Annotated in this window: 25 protein-coding genes; 14 read left to right on the forward strand and 11 right to left on the reverse strand. The window is 61.9% G+C overall.

The window, feature by feature from the left end:
* Window positions 1-49 precede the first annotated feature (49 nt).
* A complete protein-coding gene (locus IB265_RS03775) occupies window positions 50-658 on the reverse strand; it encodes a PRC-barrel domain-containing protein (protein ID WP_057250841.1) in 609 nt (202 codons plus the stop codon).
* A 361-nt stretch (window positions 659-1,019) separates the two neighbouring features.
* Here IB265_RS03775 and IB265_RS03780 point away from each other — a divergent pair, with 361 nt between their 5' ends.
* Window positions 1,020-2,123, forward strand: coding sequence for a hypothetical protein (locus IB265_RS03780; protein WP_057250839.1), 1,104 nt, complete (start codon window positions 1,020-1,022; stop codon window positions 2,121-2,123).
* 65 nt (window positions 2,124-2,188) lie between these two features.
* On the opposite strand, the gene IB265_RS03785 is transcribed toward IB265_RS03780, so the two are convergent.
* The 5 genes from IB265_RS03785 to IB265_RS03805 all read right to left on the reverse strand — a co-directional run bounded on the left by IB265_RS03785 (window position 2,189) and on the right by IB265_RS03805 (window position 7,227).
* Complete coding sequence (locus tag IB265_RS03785) at window positions 2,189-3,913, reverse strand: IlvD/Edd family dehydratase (RefSeq protein ID WP_057250837.1); 1,725 nt, start codon at window positions 3,911-3,913, stop codon at window positions 2,189-2,191.
* 91 nt (window positions 3,914-4,004) lie between these two features.
* Entirely contained in the window at window positions 4,005-4,889 is an 885-nt protein-coding gene (locus IB265_RS03790) for an SMP-30/gluconolactonase/LRE family protein (RefSeq protein WP_057250835.1), read from the reverse strand.
* Window positions 4,889-5,524, reverse strand: coding sequence for a 2-dehydro-3-deoxy-6-phosphogalactonate aldolase (locus tag IB265_RS03795; protein WP_057250833.1), 636 nt, complete (start codon window positions 5,522-5,524; stop codon window positions 4,889-4,891). Before IB265_RS03795 ends, IB265_RS03790 begins: the two co-directional genes overlap by 1 nt.
* Window positions 5,525-5,539: 15 nt before the next feature.
* Window positions 5,540-6,457: a 2-dehydro-3-deoxygalactonokinase gene (locus tag IB265_RS03800; protein WP_057250831.1), complete on the reverse strand. Its 918-nt coding sequence runs from the start codon at window positions 6,455-6,457 to the stop codon at window positions 5,540-5,542.
* Complete coding sequence (locus IB265_RS03805) at window positions 6,457-7,227, reverse strand: SDR family NAD(P)-dependent oxidoreductase (RefSeq protein WP_057251097.1); 771 nt, start codon at window positions 7,225-7,227, stop codon at window positions 6,457-6,459. Before IB265_RS03805 ends, IB265_RS03800 begins: the two co-directional genes overlap by 1 nt.
* 151 nt (window positions 7,228-7,378) lie before the next feature.
* Here IB265_RS03805 and IB265_RS03810 point away from each other — a divergent pair, with 151 nt between their 5' ends.
* The 12 genes from IB265_RS03810 to IB265_RS03865 all read left to right on the forward strand — a co-directional run bounded on the left by IB265_RS03810 (window position 7,379) and on the right by IB265_RS03865 (window position 19,573).
* Entirely contained in the window at window positions 7,379-8,194 is an 816-nt protein-coding gene (locus tag IB265_RS03810; RefSeq protein ID WP_162261289.1) for an IclR family transcriptional regulator, read from the forward strand.
* A gap of 194 nt (window positions 8,195-8,388) precedes the next feature.
* Window positions 8,389-9,129 (forward strand): LuxR family transcriptional regulator, encoded by a 741-nt coding sequence (locus tag IB265_RS03815; RefSeq protein WP_192494632.1) that lies wholly within the window; start codon window positions 8,389-8,391, stop codon window positions 9,127-9,129.
* 142 nt (window positions 9,130-9,271) lie between these two features.
* The gene (locus tag IB265_RS03820; protein ID WP_057250827.1) at window positions 9,272-10,045 is read left to right on the forward strand and encodes a LuxR family transcriptional regulator; all 774 of its coding nucleotides are present in this window, start codon (window positions 9,272-9,274) and stop codon (window positions 10,043-10,045) included.
* Between the two features lie 472 nt (window positions 10,046-10,517).
* Window positions 10,518-11,681 carry an Mrp/NBP35 family ATP-binding protein gene (locus IB265_RS03825; protein WP_057250825.1) on the forward strand — a complete coding sequence of 388 codons (1,164 nt, stop codon included), beginning with the start codon at window positions 10,518-10,520 and terminating at the stop codon, window positions 11,679-11,681.
* 547 nt (window positions 11,682-12,228) lie between these two features.
* Window positions 12,229-13,206 (forward strand): magnesium transporter CorA family protein, encoded by a 978-nt coding sequence (locus IB265_RS03830; RefSeq protein ID WP_057250823.1) that lies wholly within the window; start codon window positions 12,229-12,231, stop codon window positions 13,204-13,206.
* A gap of 16 nt (window positions 13,207-13,222) precedes the next feature.
* Complete coding sequence (locus IB265_RS03835; protein ID WP_057250821.1) at window positions 13,223-15,121, forward strand: potassium transporter Kup; 1,899 nt, start codon at window positions 13,223-13,225, stop codon at window positions 15,119-15,121.
* Window positions 15,122-15,473: 352 nt separating this feature from the next.
* A complete protein-coding gene (locus IB265_RS03840; RefSeq protein ID WP_057250819.1) occupies window positions 15,474-16,595 on the forward strand; it encodes a cell wall hydrolase in 1,122 nt (373 codons plus the stop codon).
* A gap of 302 nt (window positions 16,596-16,897) precedes the next feature.
* On the forward strand, window positions 16,898-17,257 hold the full coding sequence (locus tag IB265_RS03845) for an AtpZ/AtpI family protein (RefSeq protein WP_057250817.1): 360 nt from the start codon (window positions 16,898-16,900) through the stop codon (window positions 17,255-17,257).
* A 60-nt stretch (window positions 17,258-17,317) separates the two neighbouring features.
* Window positions 17,318-18,070, forward strand: coding sequence for a F0F1 ATP synthase subunit A (locus IB265_RS03850; RefSeq protein ID WP_057250816.1), 753 nt, complete (start codon window positions 17,318-17,320; stop codon window positions 18,068-18,070).
* A gap of 82 nt (window positions 18,071-18,152) precedes the next feature.
* On the forward strand, window positions 18,153-18,380 hold the full coding sequence (locus IB265_RS03855; protein ID WP_025426100.1) for a F0F1 ATP synthase subunit C: 228 nt from the start codon (window positions 18,153-18,155) through the stop codon (window positions 18,378-18,380).
* A gap of 76 nt (window positions 18,381-18,456) precedes the next feature.
* The gene (locus IB265_RS03860) at window positions 18,457-19,074 is read left to right on the forward strand and encodes a F0F1 ATP synthase subunit B (protein WP_057250814.1); all 618 of its coding nucleotides are present in this window, start codon (window positions 18,457-18,459) and stop codon (window positions 19,072-19,074) included.
* A gap of 13 nt (window positions 19,075-19,087) precedes the next feature.
* Window positions 19,088-19,573, forward strand: coding sequence for a F0F1 ATP synthase subunit B (locus IB265_RS03865; protein WP_057250812.1), 486 nt, complete (start codon window positions 19,088-19,090; stop codon window positions 19,571-19,573).
* 303 nt (window positions 19,574-19,876) lie between these two features.
* On the opposite strand, the gene IB265_RS03870 is transcribed toward IB265_RS03865, so the two are convergent.
* A complete protein-coding gene (locus IB265_RS03870; protein WP_057250811.1) occupies window positions 19,877-20,524 on the reverse strand; it encodes a ribonuclease HII in 648 nt (215 codons plus the stop codon).
* Between the two features lie 245 nt (window positions 20,525-20,769).
* Window positions 20,770-21,927: a PA0069 family radical SAM protein gene (locus IB265_RS03875; protein WP_057250809.1), complete on the reverse strand. Its 1,158-nt coding sequence runs from the start codon at window positions 21,925-21,927 to the stop codon at window positions 20,770-20,772.
* A 187-nt stretch (window positions 21,928-22,114) separates the two neighbouring features.
* Between IB265_RS03875 and IB265_RS03880 the strand changes: the two genes are divergently transcribed.
* Window positions 22,115-22,651, forward strand: coding sequence for a hypothetical protein (locus tag IB265_RS03880; protein ID WP_057250807.1), 537 nt, complete (start codon window positions 22,115-22,117; stop codon window positions 22,649-22,651).
* Between the two features lie 291 nt (window positions 22,652-22,942).
* Here the strand turns inward: IB265_RS03880 and moaB are convergent, their stop codons facing one another.
* From moaB to IB265_RS03895, 3 genes are read right to left on the reverse strand one after another with little or no spacing between them, the layout of a single operon-like run.
* Window positions 22,943-23,485 carry a molybdenum cofactor biosynthesis protein B gene (moaB, locus tag IB265_RS03885; protein WP_057250805.1) on the reverse strand — a complete coding sequence of 181 codons (543 nt, stop codon included), beginning with the start codon at window positions 23,483-23,485 and terminating at the stop codon, window positions 22,943-22,945.
* Between the two features lies 1 nt (window position 23,486).
* Window positions 23,487-24,401 carry a 4-(cytidine 5'-diphospho)-2-C-methyl-D-erythritol kinase gene (locus IB265_RS03890; RefSeq protein WP_192494633.1) on the reverse strand — a complete coding sequence of 305 codons (915 nt, stop codon included), beginning with the start codon at window positions 24,399-24,401 and terminating at the stop codon, window positions 23,487-23,489.
* A gap of 7 nt (window positions 24,402-24,408) precedes the next feature.
* Window positions 24,409-26,250, reverse strand: a complete 1,842-nt coding sequence (locus tag IB265_RS03895; protein ID WP_057250800.1) for a tetratricopeptide repeat protein — start codon at window positions 26,248-26,250, stop codon at window positions 24,409-24,411.
* Window positions 26,251-26,367 lie beyond the last annotated feature (117 nt).

Here is a 26,367-nt window from a genome sequence, read left to right on the forward strand (position 1 = left end):
ATGGGTACCGCCGCTCTCTGTAGGTGCACTGAAGACAGCCTGATACTGATTACTGCTGCGGCTGAGCCGGTGCCGTGCCCGTCGAAGAGGTCGTCGAGGTGTCAACCGGCTGGTTGGCGTTCTGCTCGGCCACCTGCTGCGCCTTTGTCTTGAACTCCGGTGCCGCCTTCAGCGTGTCGGCGGTTTCCGTCGTTGTCAGCTTCAATGCGTCCGTATTGGGCTGTTCGGCGATCGCGATGCGATCAAACGGGACCGCAACATTCTTTTCGCCCAGACCCAGGAAGCCACCGACGCCGATCACGGCCGCCTCGACGGCACCATTCTTCTTGATGATCAGGTCGTTGATCTCACCGATGCTCTCGTCACCGGCATTGTAGACGGTCTGGCCCATATAGGTGCTGGCTGCAATCTGGTCGCTCGCCTGCTCGGTCAGATAGGTGGCATCCGACTTCGCGACGTCGGCAGGTGCTTCACCTGCAGCCGGAGGCGTCGTCGTCTGAGCTTCGTTAGCCGGAGCTTCCGTGGTCGGTGCCGGCTGCATGGTCTGCGTCTGGTCGGGCTGAGGCTGCGTCGTATCCTGGGTGTAAGCTACCGGGGCGACAGCAAGACCCGCGAAGAGCGCGCCAGCCGCGACGGTTGTTACGAGTTTCTTAGTCATGTCAAACTGCCTTTCCTTGACGTTTCAGATCAAGGTACGGGCCTGGCTGCTGTCGCCAGATCCACCGCACCGGTGATATGACGTCAACGCCTAAGCTCCCAAACGGTTCCGGAAAAACAGTCAAAATCTCAATGGGTAAGGCCGCACTTGCGTTCATCCCCGATGTCCTTTGGAACTTAGCGGGAGATTACCGGCCAATTTTTCACGGGAGTTGTCTTTATATTCTGCACTCATGTATTTTAGAGGTTTATAATGGTCTTCTATTCGTTGACGGATTCTTGATTGTTCTTGCAGATACTTCCCGGAACACAGGATATAGAACGCAGAGCTGCTTCGTCCTGTCATCCTGGACGACATCACCATGTTTCTGCCGCGGCGCTTTCTTTCGGTCTCCCTCCTGTCTGTCCTGGCGATGGCCGCGCTCGTTTCCATCGAGCGCAACCTTTTCGGCGCTCGCTATTTTTCCGAGCGTGCGCCTCAGGTTCAGCCCTATAACCTCTGGCATGCCTGGGTCGCGCTCAGCCTGTCGCTCGCCGCGGTTCAGGGGTTCACCCGCGATGTCTCCAGGCTCGGAGAGCCGGTGCTCCGGCTGGCCTCGCGTCGCGAGCTGTGGATCTGCGTGGCGACATGGACGCTTGTGACGCTCATGGCACTGATCTTCGCGATCGATGCGAACGTCTTCAGTGTCCTGGCGCGCGAAGACGGCCTGGTTGAGTGGTCGTCCGCCCTGCTGATCTTCATCGCCAGCGGGTTCCTTGCCGCAGCGGCCACGGGGCAGCTTCGTGCAGCCCTCGCCGGGGGAACGCGGCTTGCGTGGATCGCCGCAAGCGCCGCGGCCCTTCTAAGCGCCGGCTTCTTCGTGATTGGCATGGAGGAGATATCCTGGATGCAGCGCATCTTCGGCATCTCCACGCCGGAAGGGCTGATGGCCGCCAACAAGCAGCAGGAATTGAACCTGCACAACATTTCAACCGGCTTTTCCGAGTTGCTCTACTACACCGGCAGTTTCGTGCTGCTGACGCTTGCGCCCTTCATTTGGCTCCATCTTCGCAAGGGCGCGAGCCTTGGCCGGCTCGACGCCTTCGCGCCGGGCGTGCTCGTGCTGGTGGCAAGCGCGCCTATGGCCGCCTTCAACAGCGACAACTGGAGCATGCTGCCGACGCAGATGATGGTGATGATGACCGTGATCATGCTGCTGGTGATTGCGGATATCGCACTGAAGGCGGGTCACTGGCGCGAGTTCATCGTGCTGACGATCGGCGCCGTCCTGATCGTTGCCATCCAGGAGCTGTTTATCCTGCAGGCTTCACTGCTCGTTCGGCTCTGGGACCCGACCGAATACAAGGAGTTCTTCATTGCCCTTGGCCTGGCGCTTTACGGCGTTCAGACCTGGTCGCGTCTGCGTTCGCCCGTCACGGCATCGGCAGCAACACGCCCCTTCAATTCGCATCCGCTCGCCGGATAAAAATACCCCGCCGGAGTGGCGGGGTATCTGAACACTTCGCGAATTACCGTTGCGACGCGTCGTCGTCAGTGGCTTTCGCGCAGGACCTCGCTGCCGCTGCCACCGACGAGGAAATCCAGGTCTGCGCCCTTGTCGGCCTGCAGCACCGTATCCTGGTAGAGCTTGTAGTAGCCGCGCGTCCATTTCTGCGGCGGCGCCTGCCAGGCGGCCATGCGCGTCGCAAACTCTTCCTCGCTGATCATCAGGTTGAGTTCGCCCTTCATCGCGTCGAGGCGGATGCGATCGCCGGTTTTGACGATGGCAAGCGGCCCGCCGGCATTCGATTCCGGGCTGACATGCAAGACCACGGTGCCGAAGGCGGTGCCCGACATGCGGGCGTCCGAAACGCGCACCATGTCGCGCACGCCTTTTTCCACCAGCCGCCGCGGGATCGGCATGTTGCCGACCTCGGCCATGCCCGGATAGCCTTTCGGTCCGCAGCCCTTGAGCACGAGAATGGTATCCTCGGTCACCGGCAGATCCGGATCGTCGATCTTCGCCTTCAGTTCCTCGATCGTTTCGAAGACATAGGCCGGGCCTTCATGAACGAGCAGATGCTCGCTCGCCGCCGATGGCTTGATGACGGCGCCGTTCGGCGCAAGGTTGCCCTTGAGAACGCGGATGCCGGCTGCAGCGCGCAGCGGATTGTCGAGCGGCCGGATGACGTCGTCGTTATAGACCTCGACATCTTCCCAGTACTTGCTGATCGGCACGCCGAAGACGGTCGGTGCATCGGCATGCAGCAGATGCTGGATGCGGTTCATCACCGCCGGCAGGCCGCCGGCATAGGCGAGGTCTTCGATCAGATACTTGCCCGACGGCATGCAGTTGACGATGCACGGAACCTGGCTGCCGACGCGGTCGAAGTCCTCGAGACAGAGATCGACGCCGGCACGGCCGGCGATCGCCAGCATGTGAACGACAGCATTTGTCGAGCCGCCGACGGCGGCATTGGCGATGATGCCGTTCTCGAAATTCTTCTTGGTCAGCACCTTCGACAGGCGCAGGTCTTCATGCACCATCTCGACGATGCGTTTGCCCGTCATGTGCGACAGCGCCATGCGGCGGGCGTCGACGGCGGGAAGCGCCGCGTTGGTCGGCAGCGACAGCCCCATCGCCTCGACGATCGAGGCCATGGTGGTGGCGGTGCCCATCGTCATGCACACGCCCGGCGAGCGCGACATGCCGCTTTCGGCCGCCATGAATTCCTGCATGCTCATTTCGCCGGCGCGCACGGCCTCGGAGAACTTCCAGACATCCGTGCCGGAGCCGATGTCCTTGCCCTTCCATTTGCCGTTCAGCATCGGTCCGGAGGAGACGACGATGGTCGGCAGGTCGACGGAGGCCGCACCCATGAGCTGGCCTGGCGTCGTCTTGTCGCAGCCGCCGAGCAGAACCACGCCGTCGATGCCATAGGCGCGGATCGCCTCTTCGACGTCCATGGCGAGCAGGTTGCGGAAGAGCATCGCGGTCGGACGCATCTGCGTCTCGCCGAGCGAAGACACCGGGAACTCGACCGGGAAGCCGCCGGCTTCCCAGACGCCGCGCTTCACCCCTTCGGCAAGGATGCGAAGGTGGCTGTTGCAGGGCGTCAGCTCGGACCAGGTGTTGCAGATACCGATAATCGGACGGCCGTCGAAAACGTGGTCCGGAAATCCCTGGTTCTTCATCCAGGAGCGATGGATAAATCCATCCTTGTCGGTGCCGCCGTACCAGTGACGGCTGCGCAGTTCTTTCTTCTTTTCGCTCATGCGAGCTTCCTCCTCACCATGCGATGAAACGCGTGGCCGAATTGTATGACTTTTTATTGGCGCTTCGCCAAGAGGTTAGTCGCGCTTCCGCTCAGAGGCGGAACGATGGCTCAAACCGGCCCTTGACGCTGATGCCGAGATCGAAGGTCTTGCCGGCATGCGGATCGGCCGCACGCGCTGCCTCGTCCAGGTCCTGCCAGGCGGATGTCACCAGCAGGCGGTCGGCCCTCGGCCCGATGAAGGCCGTGCAGCTCGGCTGCGTTGTCGGCATCGCATAGCGCGCGATCCGCGCACCGTCGGGCCTGTAGACATCGACCGTGCCGCTGCCCCAGCGGGCATTCCATATCAGACCATCGGCATCGCACACGGAGCCGTCGATGCCGCCGGCTTCGCCACTACTGTCGACTAGCAGGCTAGGTTCACCCTTCGGCAGCCCGGTCTCGGCATCGATATCGACGCGCATCAGGTGGTTGATGTCGGTGTCGACGAAGTAGGCGATGGTCCCATCCGGCGAAAAGCAGATGCTGTTGGGAATGGTGATCCTGTCGTAGAGCTTCGTCACCTTCGTGCCGGCGACGTGATAGATCGCGCCGGCGCCCTTCTCGGCGCTGCGGCCCATGGTGCCGATCCACAGCGAACCGGAAGCGTGCACGCGGCCGTCGTTCGAGCGATTGCCGGGCTTGTCCTCAAGCGTGGTCAGGAGGCTGAAGGTGCCTGTCTGCGTATCCCTGAGGAAAAGCCCCTGATCGGAGGCAATCAGTTGCCGGGATGGATCGATGACGGCAAGCACGCTGCCGAGGAATGGCAGGTTATGTACAGTCTTGCGGCCGGTTTCGAGATGTAGCTCATGCAGTTCCTGGCCCTTGATGTTGAACCACCAGGCGGTGCCGCTGACGGGGTCATAGGTCGGGCCTTCCCCGAGAATCGAGGGCGATTCGCAAAGGATGCTGCCGGAAAAAGGAATGGTATCGCTCATCAGCGTGCTCCGTAGACGGCGTCATAGGCCTTGATCGTTGCGACGGCGCGTTCGCGGACTTCGGCGCCGCTCATGCCCGGCTTGTAGAGGCTCGAGCCGAGGCCGAAGCTGCGAATGCCGGCCTTGGCGTAGTCGCCGAAGTTGGCATCGGAAACGCCACCGACGGCGGCAATCTCGAGGTCGGGCGGCAGGATCGCGCGGATCGCGGTAATGCCCGATGGCCCGAGCACGCTTGCCGGGAAGAACTTGAGGCCGGTCGCGCCCGCTGCCGCGGCCGAAAGCGCCTCGGTCGGGGTGAGCACGCCGGGCATGGTAACCATGCCCTTCTGTGCCGCAAGCGAAATCACCGCCGGTTCGACGTTCGGGCTGACCATCAATTGGCCCCCGACATCGGCAAGCTGCTCCACCTGTGCCGTCGTCAGCACCGTGCCGGCGCCGATCAGGCAATTTTCCGGTGCCATTTTCACCGCCGTCTCGATCGAGCGGAACGGATCGGGGGAGTTCAGCGGGATCTCGATCGCAGTGAAGCCGGTTTCGATCAGCGCCCCGACGACGCCTTCGGTCTCCTCGGGCTTGAGGCCACGCAGGATCGCGATCAGCGGGTACTTCATCGGCGGGAAGGGAATGCGGGTCATGAGCTTGTCTTTCGTTCAGAGAGGCCAGATCGCCTGGGCGGCGGTCGAAAGGCCGGCGCGGACTGCCGTGTCGGCGTCGACGACCCGAAGCGGGCGGTCGAGGCTTTCAAGCGCGGCTTGATAAAGTGTACCGAGTGAACCGGAGGCCACGAGGCAGATGCTGTCGATCGTCTTGGCTGACGCCAGCGCGCCGGCGATCTCAAGGCCGATCAACGTGCCCGACAACAAGGCCTTGGCGTCGGTCGCACTGGCGCCGTGCAGCAATTGTCCGGCGCGCGCGCCGAAGACCAAGCTGGTCCCCAAGGCGGGATTGGTGCGTGCCTCGGCTACCGCCGCCGCGAAGGCAGGGTGATCGCCGGAAAACGCATGGGCATCTGCGATCGAGTGGCTGAGGATCGAGTGCTTCGAAATCACGTCGAACAGTTCGCCGGTCATGAAAGTGGAAAAGCCGCTAACGGCGCCGTCTTCGAGGCGAACCCATTTGCTGTGCGTGCCCGGCATGCAGACGAGGTGTCGGCCGCGGCCGAGTTCGCCGGCAGCGCCGAGCAATTGCGTCTCCTCGCCGCGCATGACGTCCGGGTGCCGCATGTCGCGTTGCGCGAGACCCGGCAGGATGCGGATGTCACGATCGCGATCCGGCACCGCAACCGCATGGGAAGCGATGTCGGCAAGGGCCGCGGGGGTATCAATATAGCCGGCCTCGACCCAGCCCTGCTTGGCGCCGGCCATGCCGCAGATGATCGCCGGCAGGTGGCTCGGCGCGTCGACGGCAGCGAGGTGGCGTTCCAGGATCGTGTGGAAACCGGCCTTGCTGGCGGTCGTCATGCCTTCGCCGCTGCGGCGTTCGGCAAGCACCGAGCCATCCTCGCCGATGATCCACAGTCGGAAACTCGTCGTTCCCCAGTCGACTGCCGCATAATAGGCTGCCGTCATCACAGTGCGCCTCCATCGATGATCATTGTTTGCGCCGTCATGCCCGCGGAGCAGTCCGACGCGAGGTAAAGGCAGGGCCCGACGAGATCGTCGGCGGTTAGGCTGCGTTTCAGGCACTGCCTTTCCTGCATCTCGGCGATCGCCACGTCGTTCAGCCACAGCCGCTTCTGCCGTTCGGTGACGATCATGCCGGGCAGGATTGCGTTGACGCGGATATTGTCGGGCCCGAGCCTGCCGGCGAGCGATTTGGTCAGACCGACGATACCGGCCTTCGCCGTGGCATAGGCTGGAATCTCGCCCATGTTGAGCAGAAAGGCGATCGAGGAGAAATTGACGATCGAGCCGCCGCCCGCTTGCCGCATGTGTGGCACGATCGACTGGCTCATGAAGAAGAGGTGCCTGAGATTGACCGCCTGGCTTTCGTCCCAGATCTCTTCAGTCACGGCTTCCAATGCCTGGCGATCATCGCGCGCCGCATTGTTGACGAGCACATGGATCGCACCGAGCGATGCCGCCGCCGCTTCCGCCGTATGACGCACCGCTTCGATATCGCGCAGGTCGCCGGGGATGAAATGCGGCTTGTAGCCCGTTTGATCAGCAAGCCGTTCGACGAGCTCGGCACTTGCCCGCTCGTCGATATCGGCGAAGGCGACCCGCGCGCCCTGGCGCACGAAACCCTCGACCAGGGCCGCGCCGATGCCCGAGCCGCCGCCGGTTACCAGCACGCAGCGGTCGCGCAAATCGTGAAATTGTGCCTTGGGCGCCGGCATGTCCCGCATTCCCTCGTAAGACCGTTCTAAGCCTATGACTTGTTCCATTATTTGGAACTTGATTTTAGTATGTGGAATTATCGTGTCGAAGCGTCTATCTTGTCAAGATCAGGCGCGCGACGCGACGCCACTTGAAGACAAGCGAACGACGATGACAAACGACATGATGGTGGCGGACGAGGGGCGAGGGGAGGCCGGTACCGGCACGCTCGGCAAGGCGATTGCCGTGCTGGAAGCGGTGGTCACGGCAGACGGCCCGCAGCGCTTTACCGATATTCTTGCCCGATCCGGCCAGCCGCGCGGCACATTGCACCGGTTGCTCAGCCACCTCGTCGAGGAAGGGCTGCTCATTCAGCGCCGGGATCTCTCCTATGAGCCCGGCCTCCGGCTGCTGACGCTTGCCTATCGTTCCTGGTCGGCCAACCGCTTTCGCGACGTTGCCGAACCGCACCTGCAGCGCCTGCACGAATTGACCGGCGAGACCGTGCATCTCGGCATCCTGCGCGAAACGGAGATCGTCTATGTCGACAAGGTCGAGAGCCGTCAGACGGTGCGCATGAGCTCGCAGATCGGCAAGGCCTCGCCCGCCTATTGCACCGGCATCGGCAAGGCGGCGTTGTCCTTGCTGGCGCAGCCGGTGCTGAAGCATGTGCTGGCGAGAACGGCGTTTCACCCTTTCACTTCGCACACGCATCGTTCGGCGGCCACGCTGCTGGCGGAAGTCGAAGAGATCAGGCGCGACGGCCATGCCTTCGATTGCGAGGAGCATGAAGCGGAAATTCGTTGCGTGGCTGCACCCATTGCTATCCCCGGTAGCGAGCTTGCGGCGGGGATATCGGTGACGGGGCCGGCCTACAGGGTGAGCATGGAGCAACTGGTGGCTTGGGCGGCACCTGTGCGCGAAGCGGCTCGGGCGATTGCCGAGGAGGCCGCGATCCGGCTTGGGCCCGGACGTGGTGGACCTTGAATTCACTTTACGGTAAATTAGAAACATCGACTGGACGCGGCGCGTCAAGCTCGATAGCTTTAATATATCAGACTCAGGTTCGTGGATGGTCTTAGTCTGGTTTGGTTTTGGTATTTATAGAATTATTGACGTGGTCTTCATGCGGCGTCAGCGGCCGGCCTTTCTTTGGCGCCGGATGTGGAGAAGGGCGGAAGATGATCGATTTCAGCGCGAATTTGTCGTCGTTGACGCTTCCTGATGGGCGGAGCATCAGGGGGCCAATCTGTTGCGAAGAAGACTTTCGGCGAGTGATCGCCCAGGTAGCGGATGCCTATGGCTTCCGCGGCTTTCTGGTTCTTGCAGTTCCGGAGACGGGCTGCAGCAGCCTGACGGCCAATGCACTTATGACCAATTATCCGACCGCGTTCTTGCAGAGGTATGACAGCGCTGGCCTGATTAGTGGCAGCCCGGTGATCCAGCGCCTGCGCCGCAGCACCATTCCCTTCACCTATGACGCGCATCAGCTGGCGCGCCGTCGGTCCGACGGCAAGGGCGATGCGGCCATTTGTGTCTTTGAACAGGCGAACATGCCGCGTGGCCTCTATCTGCCGGTACATGATGCGAGCGGCCATCGCGCGGCCATCGCTTTTGGCGGTGATCGTTCCGTCGTCTCGAACGATGAGTTGCAGGAACTCAATCTGTGGGCGGGCCTGCTCTATAGCAAGTACATGGAAGTTCGCGACCGCGATCGGCGCGGGCCGGGCAGTCTTTCGCGCCGCGAGGTGGAGTGCCTGCGCTGGGCGGCTGCCGGCAAGACCACCAGTGAGATGGCGAAAATCCTGGCGCTGTCCGAGTATACGGTCAACCACTACCTCAACCGTGCGACGCGCAAGCTGGATTCGGTCAACCGCGTCCAGACCGTCGCGAAGGCCATGCGCGCTGGTCTCATCAATTGAGATCGGTGCCGGCTGCGCCTGAAGCGAACGGCACTGCCTGCGCTTCGCGAGAGAAATACACAGACTTTTGGGCCGAGGAAGCAGGGAATCTCGATCATCTGTTGGCATTGGCAGGCCGCTCGGTCTATTTGATACTTGATGAATGCCATGGAACGCGCGAATGCAGGATACGATGACGACCGGGATGACTGACGCAGATCTGCCCCGGGGCGGTGATTTCGCGTCCGAGATCGCAAAGCTTGAGACCCAATTCGATATCATCCGCTATATGCGGCGGATTACGCAGGTCTTCGGCTTCAAGACCTTTCTGATCTGCTCGATCCCCTCGATCGACGTGGAGCGGCTGGCTGCGAGCACGGTCATCTCTAATATGCCGGCGGAACTGCTGAACAAATATGATAGCCTGTCGATGCTGCGCTTCAGCACCGGCGTGCGCCGCCTGCGCGAGACGACGACGCCGTTCCAGGTGACGCTGGACGCCTGGGAAGGCGAGGGCGGCAAACCGGAGACGGCGGCCGAGTACATCGCGATGCTGCGCGAGAACGGCATCTTCCAGGCAAGCTATTTCCCTGTTCATGACGCCGAGGGCGGCCGCGGCGCGGTCATTCTCATGGGCCCGCTGGTCGAATTGCCGATGACGGTGACCATGGAGCTGCAGATGATTGCGATCCATGTCTACAATCGCCTCGCCGAAATCGGCTCTGTGTGGAAGAGCAGCGGCGCGGCGCTTTCGGAGCGCGAGATTCAGTGCCTGAGCTGGACGGCGGCCGGAAAGACCAGTGCCGAGATCGCCGGCATCCTCGGGCTCTCCGAACATACGGTCAATCACTACCTCAATCACGTGACCAAGAAGCTCGACGCCGTGAACCGCACGCAGGCGGTCGTGAAGGCGATGAAGAAGGGCTACATCAGCTAGCCCTCCCGGCGTCGAAGGCCGTTTGCCTCTTCTCGCTTGCCCTCCGTCTCCGTTGCGATCACGAAGGCTGCAGCAATCGCCGCGCCTGCGTTCCTATGCCGCTGAGATCGCCCACCACCGCAGCCGAATTGCTCCATCCTTGGACGTTTTGCAGAGAGTTGCTCAGAATCTGAGCAGATGCCCCAGCCGTATCAGGCGTTGAGAAATCATCCATCTATTTGAAATTGCTTGTTATTATTGCCGAATTTGAATCTGGCACGCATCCTGCATTTCTATCGGCATGTCCAGAGGGGACTAAAAAGAAGACAGCGCCCACGAAGGTCGCGATCGAAAGGGCCACTGCCCGCCTCAAGGTGATCCCGGATGTACGGACACCGGGGTGGACGGTGGCCCTTCCTTTTTCCGTTATGTCGCATTGGCGAAGCGCCCCGCCTCGACTATCTAAGGGATAACAGAAGAATGAGAGGGCGCGATGCCGGAAGTCACGAAAGAAGTGGTCCTTGAGAAGCTGCGCACGGTGCGTGGCCCGGGCATGGAAGGCAACATCGTCGACCTCGGACTTGTGTCTGATGTCTTCATCTCCGATGGCAAGGCCTATTTCTCGATCACCGTGCCGGCCGAGCGCGCCAAGGAACTGGAGCCGATGCGGGCCGCAGCCGAGCGCGTCGTGCGCGACATCCCGGGGATCACGGCGGCCATGGTTGCACTGACCGCCGACCGCAAGGCGGCGCCCGCCGGCGCCCCGGTGCAGCGCCCGCAGCCCTCGGCAGCGCCTCATGCCGGCCATTCCCATGCGCCGCGTCCCGCCGGCGGCCCGCCGGCCAAGGCTGGAATTCCGGGCGTCGGCGCCATCATCGCCGTCGCCTCCGGCAAGGGCGGTGTCGGCAAGTCGACGACCTCGGTCAACCTGGCGCTGGCGCTGAAGGCAAACGGCCTGAAGGTCGGCCTGCTCGATGCCGATATCTACGGCCCGTCGATGCCGCGCCTTCTGAAGATTTCCGGAAGGCCGCAACAGATCGAAGGGCGCCTTATCCGCCCGATGGAGAATTATGGTCTCAAGGTCATGTCCATGGGCTTCCTCGTCGATGAGGAAGTGGCGATGATCTGGCGCGGACCGATGATCCAGTCGGCCCTGCTGCAGATGCTGCGGGAAGTCGCCTGGGGCGATCTCGATGTGCTGGTCGTCGACATGCCCCCCGGCACGGGCGACGCCCAGCTCACCATGGCCCAGCAGGTGCCGCTCGCCGGCGCCGTCATCGTCTCGACGCCGCAGGATCTGGCGCTGATCGATGCCCGCAAGGGCCTCGCCATGTTCCGCAAGGTAGAAGTCCCGGTTCTCGGCATCGTCGAGAACATGAGCTATTTCATCGCGCCCGACACCGGCAAGCGCTACGATATCTTCGGCCATGGCGGTGCGCGCAAGGAAGCCGAGCGCATCGGCGTCCCGTTCCTCGGCGAAGTGCCCCTGACCATGGGAATTCGCGAAACGTCGGACGCCGGGACACCACTCGTCGCGTCTGACCCGAGCGGTGAGATCGCGCGTGTCTATCGCGATATCGCCACCAAGGTCTGGGATCAGATATCCGCCGCGCAGCAGGACAAGAGCCGCGCCGCGCCGACCATTGTCTTCGAGTGACGGTTTCCGGGAAGGCTGTCTGGTCTTTCCGGGCCGCGGTTACGCCTGTTCCGGAACAGGCCGCAATTCAAGGCGCTACAGCGACTTTGCACGTCAGGCATGACGTGACGCTCGGCACCGAATCGTTTTGCCCTTGATTCGATTTTGATTTAAGCAAACATGCGGTAGGGTGGTGCCGGTATGGCGGCACATGCCCGCGTGCCGGATTGCAAGGGGGCATTGATTTTGCGTTTGCGTTGCGCCATATGCCTTGCCGCACTTGCGAAGGTGCCCAACTTGACGCCCGCTCGCCGGAGATTTTGGCCTCGCGCGATGACTGAGTTGAAGACTTTGTCCTGACTGGCGGAACGCTCCATCCGATGGATCTCTATTGCGGGTATTTTGTGGCGCACGACCTTTCGCCTTCGCGGTTCGGCACGCTGCATGATTGCTTAGATCGGAATCGATTTAAGGATAAAATTATGCAGCCGCTCAATGTGTTACAGCGACCCTTGCGCGTCTCAGAAGACGGGCGGCGCTGTCAGCTTCGCATGACGAGGACGGTCGCATGATCACCGGCTATTGCGCCGATGGGACAGCCGTCGTTCTGACACCGGCCGAACCACCCGAAAAATTGCGTCCCGATGTCATCTGGCTGGATCTGGTCGAGCCCACCAAGGCAGAAGACCTGATGATGGAGAAGCTTCTCGGCATTTCCATCCCGACACGCGACGATCTGAAGGACATCGAACCGTCGAGCCGCCTCTATGTCGAGGAGGGTGCCGTGTTCATGACGGCGTCACTGGTGTTCCGTTCGGATACGGATATCCCCGGACTGACGGATGTCGGCTTCATCCTGTCGGGTGGCCGGCTTGTGACCATCCGCTATGCCGAGCCCCGGTCGTTCACCCTCTTCAAGACATCGATGCATCGCTTCCCGGGCGGTTGCCGCGATGGCGCGGTTGTCCTGACCCGGCTTCTGGAAACGGTCGCCGACCGAACCGCCGAGATTCTCGAGCAGGCGGTCACCAAGATCGACGATCTGTCGATCGACGTCTTCAGCGACAAGGCTGCAGGCAAGCGCCGCTCGCCGCATTATCTCGAGGCGCGCTTGCGTGATGTCGCTGGCCATCATCGCCTCGTCGCCAAGACGCGTGACAGCCTTGCCTCGCTCTCGCGCCTGCTGACCTTCGTCTACACTGTTCCGGAGGTGCAGGAAGACAAGGACACGCGCGAACTCTGCCGTTCGATCTCCCGCGACATCCAGTCGCTTTCCGAGCACGCAAGTTTCATTTCCGGCAACATCACCTTCCTGCTTGATGCGTCGCTGGGTCTGATCAACGTCGAGCAGAACGCCATCATCAAGATTTTCTCGATCGCATCGGTCGTCCTGCTGCCGCCGACCCTGGTCGCTTCGGTCTACGGCATGAACTTCCGCGTTATGCCCGAACTGGAATGGCACTTCGGCTATCCCTGGGCGATTGCGGCGATGGTGATATCGGCCGTCATCCCCTTTTTCTTTTTCCGCTGGAAAGGCTGGCTGTGAACGCCAGTAGGTTTGCATGACCCAACCGCATGCCCCCTCCCACGAGCCGAAGGATCTGCGACGCCTGCTGATCCTCGGGCTTGGCTCGATCGGTGTCGTCTACGGCGACATCGGCACCAGCCCGCTCTATGCCTTTCGCGAAGCGCTGCGCCCGGTTTCCCACGACGGCGTGACCGACGTGGAGATCATCGGCCTGATCTCGCTGATGATCTGGACGCTGACGATTATCGTCACGATCAAGTACGTGCTGTTCCTGCTGCGCGCCGACAACCAGGGGGAGGGCGGCACGCTGTCGTTGCTCGCTCTTCTGATGAAGTCCGCCAACGGGCACGCATCGATCCTCTTCTTCATGGGGATCGCGGGTGCAGCACTTTTCATCGGTGATGCGATGATCACGCCGGCCTTGTCCGTTCTTTCGGCGGTCGAAGGTCTGAAGCTGGTGACGCCGGCGCTGTCGGAATACGTGGTTCCGATCGCAGTGGTCATCCTGCTCATGCTCTTTGCGGTGCAGTCAAAGGGAACGGCGGCCGTCTCCAACTTCTTCGGGCCGATCACGCTGGTCTGGTTCCTGGTGATGGGCTGGATCGGCCTCGTCCACATTTCCGACGACCTGACGATCTTCAAGGCCTTCAATCCTTACTATGCCGTGAGCTTCATGCTGAATGAAGGCTATGTCGGCATCATCGTCCTTGGCGCCGTTTTCCTGACGGTGACGGGTGCCGAGGCGCTCTACGCCGACCTCGGACATTTCGGTCGCCGACCGATCCAATGGGCCTGGTTCCTGGTCGTCTTCCCGGCGCTGACCCTCAACTATCTGGGGCAAGGTGCCTTCGTGCTGCAGAACCCGGAAGCGATGTCCGATCCGTTCTTCCTGATGTTCCCGAAATGGGCGCTGCTACCGGTCGTCATCTTGGCGACGGCGGCGACCATTATTGCCAGCCAGGCAGTGATAACAGGGGCCTTTTCGCTGACGCGTCAGGCGATCCACCTGGGCTTCCTGCCGCGCATGGCGATCTTCCACACGTCGGAGACGCATACGGGTCAGATCTATCTTCCGAACGTCAACACGCTGCTGATGTTCGGCGTCATGGCGCTCGTCTTCGTCTTCGGCTCGTCGGAATCGCTCGCCACCGCCTACGGCATCTCGGTCACCGGCGCGATGGTGGTGACGACGGTGCTTTCGTTCGAGTTCCTGCGCACGCGCTGGAATTGGTCCGGGCTCTGGGCGGCGGCGGTGTTGCTGCCGCTGTTTGGGCTTGAGTTCATCTTCCTCGGCGCCAACATGCTGAAGATCCACGACGGCGGTTACGTGCCGGTGCTGATCGCCGCCACCTTCATCGTCATCATGTGGACCTGGCGGCGCGGAACCGAGATCCTGCACGCCAAGACGCGCCACATCGACATTCCGCTTGCGAGCTTCATCAAGTCGATCGAGCGCAAGAGCGAGCATGCACCGGTGGCCGTTCCCGGCACGGCCGTGTTCCTGACGAGCGATCCGGAATCGACCCCGGCCGCACTGCTCCACAACATCAAGCACAATCATGTGCTGCACAATCAGAACTTCATTCTGACGATCCGTACCGCCAATACACCGAAAGTGCCGAAGTCGGAGCGGGTGAGCATGCAGCCGCTTTCGGATCGCTTCACGCTGCTCGAGATGCGCTTCGGCTTCATGGAAACGCAGAACGTCTCGCAGGCGCTCGGCCTTTTCCGCAAATCGGGGCTGAAGTTCGACATCATGTCGACCTCCTTCTATCTCGGTCGCCGCAAGCTCGTGCCCGATGCCGAATCCGGCATGCCCCATTGGCAGGACCGGCTGTTCATCGCACTGGCCAATGCGGCGATCGACCCCTCGGACTATTTCCGCCTGCCGACCAACCGCGTCGTCGAACTCGGCTCGCACGTCATCATCTGATCCTTGCGTCCCTCAACCTGGTGTACCGGGCAGGGGCTTCGCGCACACAGTCGGATAAAGCGGAGCCGTACCCGGCCGGGGCGGCTCCGTTCGCGTTATGACGGCCGTGTTCTTCAGCGAGGCTGCATTAACTAAACATCAAGGTTAATGCTTCATTTTCAAAGCTCGAACGAAGCGGCTCCGGCGGGGTGTCCGGCCGCCTCATTGTCTTAGCTTCCCGCGCGGAATCTCCGACGCTGGCTTCTTGCCGGCGCGGGCAAAGCCGTGCCGTTCGTCAAGCGTTGCGTGGAGTCGGTTGGTGCGTAAGAGTCGGAACCTGCGTCAAAAGTCTCGCCTGAACGTGTCCACGTGGATGGCGCCTGCAATCATCGGCCTCGCGCTCTATCTCGGCTTCCCTTCCGTTGCGGCCTATGCGGATCTCGCGACCTTTCTCTCCGGCATCAATCGTGGCGGTGAGCGCTGGCGCATGTACATGACGCCGTCGCCGGCGGGCTCGATCCACGAAGTCGAGATGGTCTTTGCCGATCCGATCACGACGGGCGCGCTCGATGGCGGCGCCGGCATCAACATGCCCGACGGCAGCCATGTCGCACTCACGTCCGAGACCAAGCATTCCGGCACGCCAGACGAAGAGCGTATCAACCGCCGCGACAAGAAGGGACGCATCGTCGCCGTCACGCCGATGACGCCGCCCAAGGATTTCAGCGCCGGCTCCATCCTGCAGCGCACGAGTTCCCTCACGGAGCCGCGCTTCGAGGAGGGCGAGAAAATGGTCTTCGCCAAGGCGCGCATCAAGGGCAAGGAGATCGAGATCGCCACGGCCTTCTATGGAAAGAAGCCGCCAAAGGCGGATCCCGGCGTTTCGCCGATGCTGGCCAAGCTCGTGACGAACGACAAGCCCGACATTCTTGCGACTGCTTACGTCCGGCCCGAGCCGGACTATGCGCGTGAATCACCCTTCGATTCGATCCTGCGCGAGGACAAGAACGCTGGCCGCTTCATTCCCGAAATCGCGCCTGACGACCACGCTTGGGCGGCAACGGTGCTGCCCTCGGCCGTATTCAGCAAGGAAGAGCAGGCCTGCCTGGCCGAAGGCATCTATTTCGAAGCGCGCAGCGAGTCGCTCAAGGGCCAGGCGGCCGTCGCTCAAGTGATTCTCAATCGCGTCCGCAATCCGACCTATCCGAAAACCATCTGCGGCGTCGTCTATCAGAACAAGACCTGGCGCAACCGTTGCCAGTTTTCCTTCGCCTGCGACATGATCCGGGACCTGATCTATTCGCGCTCGCACTGGAAAATGGCCAAGGAAGTCGCGATGGCGGTCACGGCCGGCAAGATCTGGCTGCCAGAAGTGGGCTCTGCCACCCATTACCATGCGACCTACGTCAATCCGCCCTGGGCAAAGACGATGAAGCGGGTCGGCAAGATCGGTATGCACATCTTCTACCGGACCTATGGCGGCGGCTGGAGTTGATCGGCGCCTGGCGCGATTCCGCCGTCTTTTCCTGTCTAACCCGTAGAACCGAGATTCCAGCCGACAGAGTGCAGGAATCCTGCGACAACCTTGTCGCGGATCGTGCTTTGCAATTCTAACTATTTGAATTATCGTAATAATATTGTCCACGGTCAAGCTGCCCGCATGCCTTGACTATGCGGGTGCCTAAAACTATGTTGCGCGCGACTTCAAATGGGGCCGAAACGTGGCTTGAACGATGGCCTATTGTATGACCGAAATCGCGGTCTGAGACCCGATCGGGACGGCAAGGGAGTGGCCACGTGGCGGAGAAACCTGAAGAAAGTCTGGAAGCGCGGCTGAAGCAGCTCGGCGATAAGATTGAGGCCAAGAAGCCTCATACGTCTGATGCAGCGGAGGCCCGTGCCGCCGAAAGCCGTAAGGGCTATGCGGCGGCGATGAAGCTGTCGAGCGAATTCATCGCCGGCATCGTTGTCGGCGCGTTTCTGGGCTATCTTTTGGACCACTTTGCGGGTACAGGGCCGTGGGGCATGATCATCCTCCTGCTTCTTGGCTTCTGCGCTGGCGTGCTGAATGTGCTGCGCTCGGCCGGTATGGTGGCAACACCGGAAGCTGGAAGAGGCGGCCCTGAGGATGACAAGAAGGACGGAGACGCCCACTGAGGCGTTGTCCCGAAGAAAACGGTTTCCGCTCTTGGGCGGGCAGAACGAAAGAGAAGCGCGGTGTCAAACGATCCGACCCACCAGTTCCTGGTCAACAAGATTGTCCCGATCGAGATTGGCGGAATTGACTTTTCCTTCACCAATGCGTCGCTGTTCATGGTCGCGACCGTGGGTGCTGCCGCAGGCTTCCTGTATCTGACGACGTCGCAGCGCGGTCTGATCCCGAACCGCATGCAGTCGGTCTCCGAAATGTCCTACGAGTTCATCGCCTCGATGCTGCGCGAAGGCGCCGGCAGCGGCGGCATGAAGTTCTTCCCGATGGTGTTCTCGCTGTTCATGTTCATCCTGACGGCGAACCTGCTCGGCATGTTCCCGTACTTCTTCACGATCACCAGCCAGATCATCGTCACCTTCGCACTGGCGCTGTTTGTGATCGGTACCGTCATTCTCTATGGTTTCTACAAGCACGGTTTCGGTTTCCTGAAGCTTTTCGTGCCGCATGGTGTTCCTGGCGTGCTTCTGCCGCTTGTCGTCGCGATCGAAATCATCTCGTTCCTTTCCCGCCCCATCAGCCTCTCGGTCCGTCTTTTCGCCAACATGCTGGCCGGCCACATCACGCTGAAGGTCTTTGCAGGCTTCGTCACGTCGCTCAGCGCCCTTGGCGCGCTCGGCATCGGTGGCGCGATCCTGCCGCTCATCATGACCGTCGCCATCACCGGTCTTGAGTTCCTCGTCTGCTTCCTCCAGGCCTATGTCTTTGCGGTACTGACCTGCATGTACCTCAACGACGCTGTCCATCCCGGAAGCCACTAAGGAATAACAGTCGCTTGCTTTCGGCCGGCCCTCCGCCGGAAGCGCAATCCTAAGCCGCAACACCATTCGAAGGAGTTCAAACATGGAAGCGGAAGCAGCAAAGTACATCGGCGCAGGTCTCGCTTGCCTCGGTATGGCCGGCACGGCTCTCGGCCTCGGCAACATCTTCGGCAGCTACCTGTCCGGCGCACTGCGCAACCCGTCGGCTGCTGACGGTCAGTTCGGCCGCCTCGTATTCGGCTTCGCCGTTACGGAAGCTCTGGGCATCTTCTCGCTGCTCGTAGCCCTGCTCCTCCTCTTCGCCGTCTAATATCGGCTGGAGTTTTGGCCGCGGCCCGTCAAACGGCCGCGGCCGCGCATATTCTTGAGTGCACCTGGAGGTGAGCATGTTTGTGACCGCGGCCTATGCCCAGCAGTCAACCACCACTGAAGGCGCCGAAGCACACGATGCCGCTGCGGCCGGTGAGGTGCACACCGAAACGGGTGTGGCCCACGAAGGCGAGGCTGGCTCCGGCGTGTTCCCGCCCTTCGATTCGACCCATTTCGCATCGCAGCTGCTTTGGCTCGCGATCACGTTCGGCCTCTTCTATATCCTGATGTCGAAGGTCATCATTCCGCGTATCGGCGGAATTCTCGAAACCCGTCACGATCGGATCGCTCAGGATCTCGATGAAGCGTCCCGCCTCAAGGGCGAAGCCGACGCGGCCATCGCTTCCTACGAGCAGGATCTGGCAACGGCCAAGTCCAAGGGTCACAAGATCGCTGACGACGCTCGCGAATCCGCAAAGGCCAAGGCCAATGCAGACCGCACGGCCGTCGAAGCCGATCTCGCCAAGAAGATTTCGGCTGCGGAAGACCGCATCGCCGACATCAAGGCAAAGGCACTGGCTGACGTCGGCGCCATCGCTGAGGAAACCGCGACCGCTGTCGTCAAGCAGCTGATCGGTGGAACCGTCACCAAGGCCGAGATCACCGCTGCCGTCAAGGCATCGGCCGGTAACTGAGGAGCACTGAACCATGCATCTTGATGCGACCTTCTATGCCCTCGTCGGCCTGATCCTGTTCTTCGTCCTGATCGCCTATCTCAAGGTTCCGGGCATGATCGGCAAGGCGCTCGACGCCCGCGCCGAAAAGATCGGCAACGAGCTGACCGAAGCCAAGCGTCTGCGCGAAGAAGCACAGAGCCTTGTCGCCGAGTACCAGCGCAAGCGTAAGGATGCCGAAGCGGAAGCTGCCGGTATCGTCGCTGCCGCTCAGCGCGAAGCCGAAATGCTGACGGCGGAAGCCAAGCAGAAGACCGAGGAATACGTTGCCCGTCGCACGGCTCTCTCGGAGCAGAAGATCAAGCAGGCTGAAAGCGACGCGATCAACGCCGTCCGTTCCGCTGCCGTCGATCTGGCGATTGCCGCTGCCGAGAAGGTCGTCGCCGCCAAGGCCGACGCCGGTGCACAGAGTGATCTGTTCACGAAGGCGCTTGGCGAAGTCAAGGCACGCCTGAACTAAGCCTCAGGACATTCCGGATTTGAAAAGCCCCGCCCTGTGCGGGGCTTTTTGTTTGGGCCATGCACCGGGTTTGGCTGCAGGCACTGGCTTGCCGGCGATACGCTGGGCGATCGCTGAGACAACAATGCGCATGCCCCCGCTTCACGGCGGGCGCCTCGCGAGGCGCCGGTGACGCCGATAAAACTTTACGCGCGCATATTCATCGGCGCGTGGCCCTATGGGCACGCGCTGCTGAGTCAGACAAGATTTCTTCTGCAAGCTGGCGAGCTAGAATCGGCGCTCCCAAGAACCGTTCAGCCGCCATTAATCCTGCCGCAGGGGCCGGAAGCTCATGCGGTGCAGGGCACAGGGACCTTGCGTTTCTATGGCGCGCCGGTGGGTTACGGTCGCGTAGCCGGCATGGAGCGCAAAGCCGTAGCCGGGATGCGCGAGGTCGGCGCGAGCCATCATACGATCGCGCGTAACCTTGGCGACGATCGAAGCGGCGGCGATCGATAGCGACCGTGCGTCGCCCTTTACGACTGCCTTGGCATGGCATGAAAGCCCGGGCGGCACGTCGCGGCCGTCGACGAGTACGAAGCGTACGGTCGAGGGAAGACCCGCCACTGCGCGTCGCATCGCCTCCAGGCTTGCCTTGCGGATATCCGTGGCATCGATCGTGCCGGCCGAGGCCGAGGCGATCGATACCTCCGATGTCGCGAGGATTTCGTCGAACAGCTTCTCGCGCGCCTGCGCGCTGAGCTTCTTGCTGTCATCGAGGCCCTCGGGAATGGCGTCGGGATTGAGAATGACCGCAGCCGCTACGACCGGTCCTGCGAGCGGGCCGCGACCAGCTTCATCGGCGCCGGCGACCGGCCAAAATCCATCACCTCTTGCCGAGAGTTCAAAACTGAAATCGGGTGCTTCGATGATATCGGGAAAAAGGGGAGAATCGGACGACCTGCGAGACATAAGTCTAATTCGCATGATCGACCGATTCTCTTCAAGCCCCCAGGTCCGAGTGCGGCGGCGGACGGGGGGATGGCCGATGCCCCAGGCGGGGGCGGGGCACCGGAACTGTTTTGCGACCTTCTAGCGTTCACACCGGCTTGCCTGAGGGGCGGTGACGAAAACTCCCCCATTGCCCGGGCATCCTCGGTGCCTATCGCTGGCCACAAACCCGGAACAGCCATCACGCAGGCCATTCCGGAAAACCTTCAAAGAAGCGAGAGCTGCACCCCCGTTCCGAGCGGCGGCACGAACAGATCGTCGCGAAGCTGGCGGCGTGTCGGGTTGAAGCCGAGGCGCTTGGTGGCGAGATCGAAGCGGCGGCCGATCTGCCAGGCATAGGGGCCGGCGCCTTTCATGCGCTTGCCGAACTCGGCGTCATAGTCCTTGCCGCCACGCATGGAGCGGACGAGCGACATGACGTGGCGGTAGCGGTCCGGATAGTTGCGCAGAAGCCAGTCACGAAACAGCGGGCTGACTTCGAGCGGCAAGCGCAACAGCACATAGCTCGCCTCCGTCGCACCGGCCGTCCTTGCCGCTTCGAGAACCCGCTCGATCTCATGGTCGTTGAGCGCCGGGATGATCGGAGAGACGAGAACCCCGGCGGGGATGCCGGCCTCGGCAATGGCACGCATCGCCTCCAGCCGCTTGGGTGGCGTTGCGGCGCGGGGCTCCATTGTCCTCGCCAGCTTGCGCTCGAGCGTGGTGACTGAAATGCCGACCCGCGCCAGTCCCTTCTCGGCCATCGGCGCGAGAATGTCGATATCGCGGGTGACCATCGCCGATTTGGTGACGATCATGACCGGGTGGTTGGCGTCCCTCAGCACTTCGAGGATCTGGCGCATGATGCGCCATTCCTTTTCAATCGGCTGATAGGGATCGGTGTTGGTGCCGATGGCGATTGGCCTGACCTTGTAATCCGGTCGCGCCAGTTCGCGCTCCAGGAGCCGCGCGGCATCCGGCTTGGCGAAGAGCTTCGCCTCGAAATCCAGACCCGCCGACAGGCCCATGAAGGCGTGTGTGGGGCGGGCGAAACAATAGATGCAGCCGTGCTCGCATCCGCGATAGGGGTTGATCGAACGGTCAAAGGAGATATCGGGAGATTCGTTGCGGGTGATCACCGTCCGCGGCTTCTCGACCTGGACTTCGGTCTTGAAGGGGGGCAGATCTTCCAGGCTTTCCCAGCCGTCGTCGAAGCTTTCCCGCGCCTGCGGCTCGAAGCGGCCGGACGTGTTGAGCCCGGCGCCGCGTCCGCGGCGGCGGTCGATATCGATCCGCAAGCCTGTTGCGCTCATCATCGCTTCGGCGACATCTGCCGTATTGGCGGGCGCAAGCGCACCCTGCCTGATCTGAGACAGCTCGTTCATTGGAATCTCCCCGGAATCAGATCTTTGATCCCGTTTTGTTCTGATTATTTTCCTATCTCGAATACGAGAACAATTCAAGAACAAAAAGCGGGAGCAGTACGTTTGGAGTTTCGTGCTCCCCGGTTTGGTTTTCAGCCAAGCCAGCAGTGCATGTAGCAATTGTGAGTGTGATGCGGTAGGACGGGCTATGCTGACGATCATCATGGAAACGCGGGACAACGAAGCCGAGCTGGTGCAGACGCTGTCGGTGCTCGTCGCCGGCGCCGTGGAGGGCCTCGTCAGTGATGTGATTGTCCTCGATCACGGCTCCACGGACGGCTCGTCGCGTGTGGCGGAAGCGGCCGGCTGCCGCTTTCACGTCGATTGGAATCTCGGCGACGTCGTGCGTTCGGCGCGCGGCGAATGGCTGATGCTGCTCGAACCCGGTGCCCGTCCGATCGGCCGGTGGATCGACGAGCTTGCCGAATACGTCTCGCTCAACAGGGCGCCCGCGCGCTTCTCCGATTCCAGAATGCACCGCAAACCGTTCTTCCGCCGCCTGATCCGGCGAAGAAAGCCGCTGGAAACGGGTTTCCTGGTGAACAAACATGATGCGCTCGCAGCGGCCGATGGCAATCGATGCCTCGGCGACATGACGAATGTCCGGGCGGTCCGCAAACTCTCGACGGAGCTCGTTCCGGCCTGGGTCGTCACCGAAAGCAAGCCGACGCCGGGACGCTCCTGATCGCTGTGCACTAAAAAGGTGCCAGTCCCAGGGGACGGCACCTCAAGGTGGCTCTCAAATGACCTTGTCTGGTAAATTTCTTACCGGGCAGCATTCTGGCTGCACGTCGTATCCCCTTGTTCTCCCCGCCCGGGGATATCGGCGGGGAGGCGTCTTTGCAGCCTGAAGAGAAACGTGCGGCGTCCGATCTTCGGTGGGCTGATGATCGGACGCTAAAGGCACGAAAAATGGCTGTCAGTTCCAAAGGTAACAGACGGGCCGAAAGTGCGATGGGACGTGGAGGATCCGGGCTTAACCGCGTTTGAGGTGCTCGTCGAGCCGGGGCATGATCTCGACGAAATTGCAGGGCATGTGCCGGTAATCGAGCTGCTGCTTCAATATGCCGTCCCACGCATCGCGGCAGGCGCCGGGTGAGCCGGGCAGAACGAAAATGAAGGTGGCGTTGGCAACGCCGCCAGTTGCGCGTGACTGGATCGTCGAGGTGCCGATCTTCTCGTAGGAGATCCGATGGAAAACCTCGGAGAAGCCGTCCATGCGCTTTTCGAACAGCGGCTCCAGCGCCTCCGGCGTCACGTCCCGGCCGGTGAAGCCCGTGCCACCGGTCGTGATCACCACGTCGATCGTCGGTTCGAGCGTCCAGGCCTTCACCTGGTCGTAAATCTGCGCCCGATCGTCCGGCACGATCGCGCGCGCTTCCAGGCGATGACCTGCGTCGCGCACCCGCGCCTCCAGCGTGTCGCCCGATTTGTCGTCGGCGAGCGTGCGGGTGTCGGACACCGTGAGGACAGCAATTCCGACGGGAACGAAGGGGCGTTTTTCGTCGATGCCAGCCATTCTACTTGCCTCTTCCTATCGTGTTGCAGGCGAGAACGTACCAGCCGGGCTGCGCCTCCGAAAGAGTACGCGCTGTCGCAGCCGCACGCTCACCGTTGTCGAAAATGCCGAAGCAAGTGGCGCCTGAGCCCGACATCCGAACCAGCAGGGCCCCGGCCTCCATCAGCGACTGGCAGACGTCGCCGATGACAGGCTGCAGCTGCTGCGCCGGCGGCTGCAGATCGTTGCGCATCGTTGCCATTGCCGCCAGCCACGCGTCGAGCGTTCCCGAAGCCTGAGGCAAAACGAGCGGCGCATTGGTCTTGTTCGCGAGCGTCCGGAACACCACCGGCGTCGAAACGGCAACGAGCGGATTGACCAGTACGAGGGGCAGGGATGGAAGGTCGGCAAGCGGCGTGATGTCCTCACCGATGCCTTTCGCCACGAGAGGAATGCCGGCGAGGCACATCGGTACGTCGGCGCCGAGCGCCAATGCCATTGCATCGAGGCGGGAGGGTTCGATCGCGGCGTGCCAAAGTTGGAGAAGCCCAAGAAGCGTCGCCGCCGCGTCGGCGGAACCGCCGCCGATGCCGGAAGCGAGGGGCAAATTCTTTTCGAGATGCAGATGAACAGGGCCGGCAGCGGCGAGGTTGCGGGACCGCAGTTCCTCACGCAGGACATCTCGCGCCTTTAGGACCAGATTGCCGCCCTGGGCGCTGGCATCCATTGGCAGTTCTGCGGCAAAGGGCCCCGATACGGTAAAGAGGTCGGCGTCTGCCGATGCAAAGCCGATCCGGTCGCGGCGATCGGCAAAGGTGACGAGGCTTTCGAGAAGGTGGTGGCCGTCGGCCCGCTGGCCGACGACGTGGAGCGCCAGATTGATCTTTGCGGGCGCCGCGCGCGTCAGCGTGAAGCCCGCGATGCCGTCATCAATCATGGATCGATCAGGACTTCTTGTCCGGCGCCGGCGCTTCCGCTTCCGGGGTCACCTTCTTCGGCGCGGTTTCCTTGGCATCGGCGGAGGCCGGAACCTCTTCCTTCAGCGGCGGCAGGCCGTTTTCGATCTTCGCCTTGATCTTCGGGATCTCGGCTTCCTCGGGCTTCAGCTCAAGCGTCTGTGTCCATTGGAACACCGCTTCGAGCTTGCGGCCGACGCGCCAGTATGCGTCACCGAGGTGATCGTTGATCGTCGGGTCGCCGGCCATCAGTTCAGCCGCTTTTTCCAGTTCCACCACCGCATCGTCGAAGCGGTTCATGCGGAAATAGGCCCAGCCGAGCGAATCGACGATGTAGCCGTCGTCGGGCTTCAGTTCGACCGCCTTGCGGATCATCTCGAGGCCTTCGTCGAGATTGATGTTCATGTCGACCCATGAATAGCCGAGATAGTTCAAAACCTGCGGCTGGTCCGGGTTGAGTTCCAGCGCTTTCTTGAAGCTCGGTTCGGCCTTGTCCCAAAGCTTCTGGCGCTCGTAGGCAATGCCGCGCTGGAAGAACACGGTCCAGTCGCTGCGCTTCGGCACCGGTCCGATCTGTTCGACGGCCTGGTCGTAGAGCGTGCCCATCTCCTTGTAGTCCTTGGCGTCGGAGAGCACGCTGCCATAGGCGAGATAGTTGCGGATGTTCTTCGGATCGACGTCGATCAGCGCTTTCAGGTGCTTCTTCGCTTCGTCGACTTTGCCGATGCTGGCCAAGCTCAGGCCGAGTTGCAGTTCAGAGACGCGCCGCATCGGCGAGGTCTCCGGGATAGCCTTGTAGAGTTCGATCGCCTCGTTCGGCTTCTTCAGGTTTTCGGCGATGCCGCCGAGCATCACGAGGATGTCGGCGCTGTCGGGGTCGAGCCGGCGGGCGGTCTGCAGATAGAGCGAAACGATATCCTCGGCGCCGTCGCGATTGAGCGCAGCACCAATCGAGAAGAGCACGGCCGCAGCGCCCTGGCTGGCATTCTTGACCTGCTGTTCTTGCGGAACACCGTTCTCGATGTCGGTCCTCAGCGCCTGCAGCGGCGTGTAGTTGTTGACCATGTTCTCGCCGACGGCGACGGTATCGAGCGCCTTCTGCTTGTTGCCTTCGCGCGCCTCGAAACGAGCCAGCGCTTCGACCGCCCGCATGAAGGTGTCAGGCGCAGCACTTCCGCCTTCCCGATCCAGAATGGCATCGTTGAGCCTGGTCCGTGCGGTCTGCTTGTCGCCCGCGGCAACCGCGATCGCGCCGGCGTGATAGTTCTTGAACACGCGGAACCAGTCGGGGCCTTCCAGGCCGTTGATCTGCGCCAGCGCTTCCTTCGGCTTGCCCTGGCCGAACTTCGCCCAGGCGGAAAGCAGGCCGTTCATCAGCCGGTCGAGATCGTTGGGGCCTTGGTAGTTCAGGAGTTTCTGCGCATTGCGATACTCGCGCTTGCGGATCGCTTCGATCGCGCGGATCACGGTGGTGATGCGCTCGACGGCCGGGTCTGACTTCAGCTGCTCGGCAATCTTGGCGCCTTCATCGAACTGGCCGGCCATCAGCAGGGTGATCATCAGCCGCTGCTTGACGTCGTTGTTGTTTGGTTCGAACTGCAGCGCGATCTTGTAGAGCTCGGTGGCGGACGCGAAGTCGCGGTCCGTATCGGCGGTGCGGGCAGCGAGGAAGGCGCCGGCGAAAGTGTTCACCGTCTTGATGTCAAAGGGTTCGCTTTCCTCGACAGCGGCGACCTTGTCTTCCGCGAAGGCCTGGTGGCTGCCGCTGACTGCGGCGAGAGCCAGCAGTGCTGCGCCGCTAAGGAGGCGGAGGATCGTCATTTGCCGCATGTCAAACCTTTCGTGCCGATTGCTCGGTCTTGCGCACCACTGAGGGTTGTTTCCGGAGTCAGCCACATATAGCCCAGCGCAACTCTTGAGGAACAGAATGGCTTTTTTGGCGCAATG

This window comes from Ensifer sp. ENS10, assembly GCF_014852025.1.
Lineage (GTDB): Bacteria > Pseudomonadota > Alphaproteobacteria > Rhizobiales > Rhizobiaceae > Ensifer.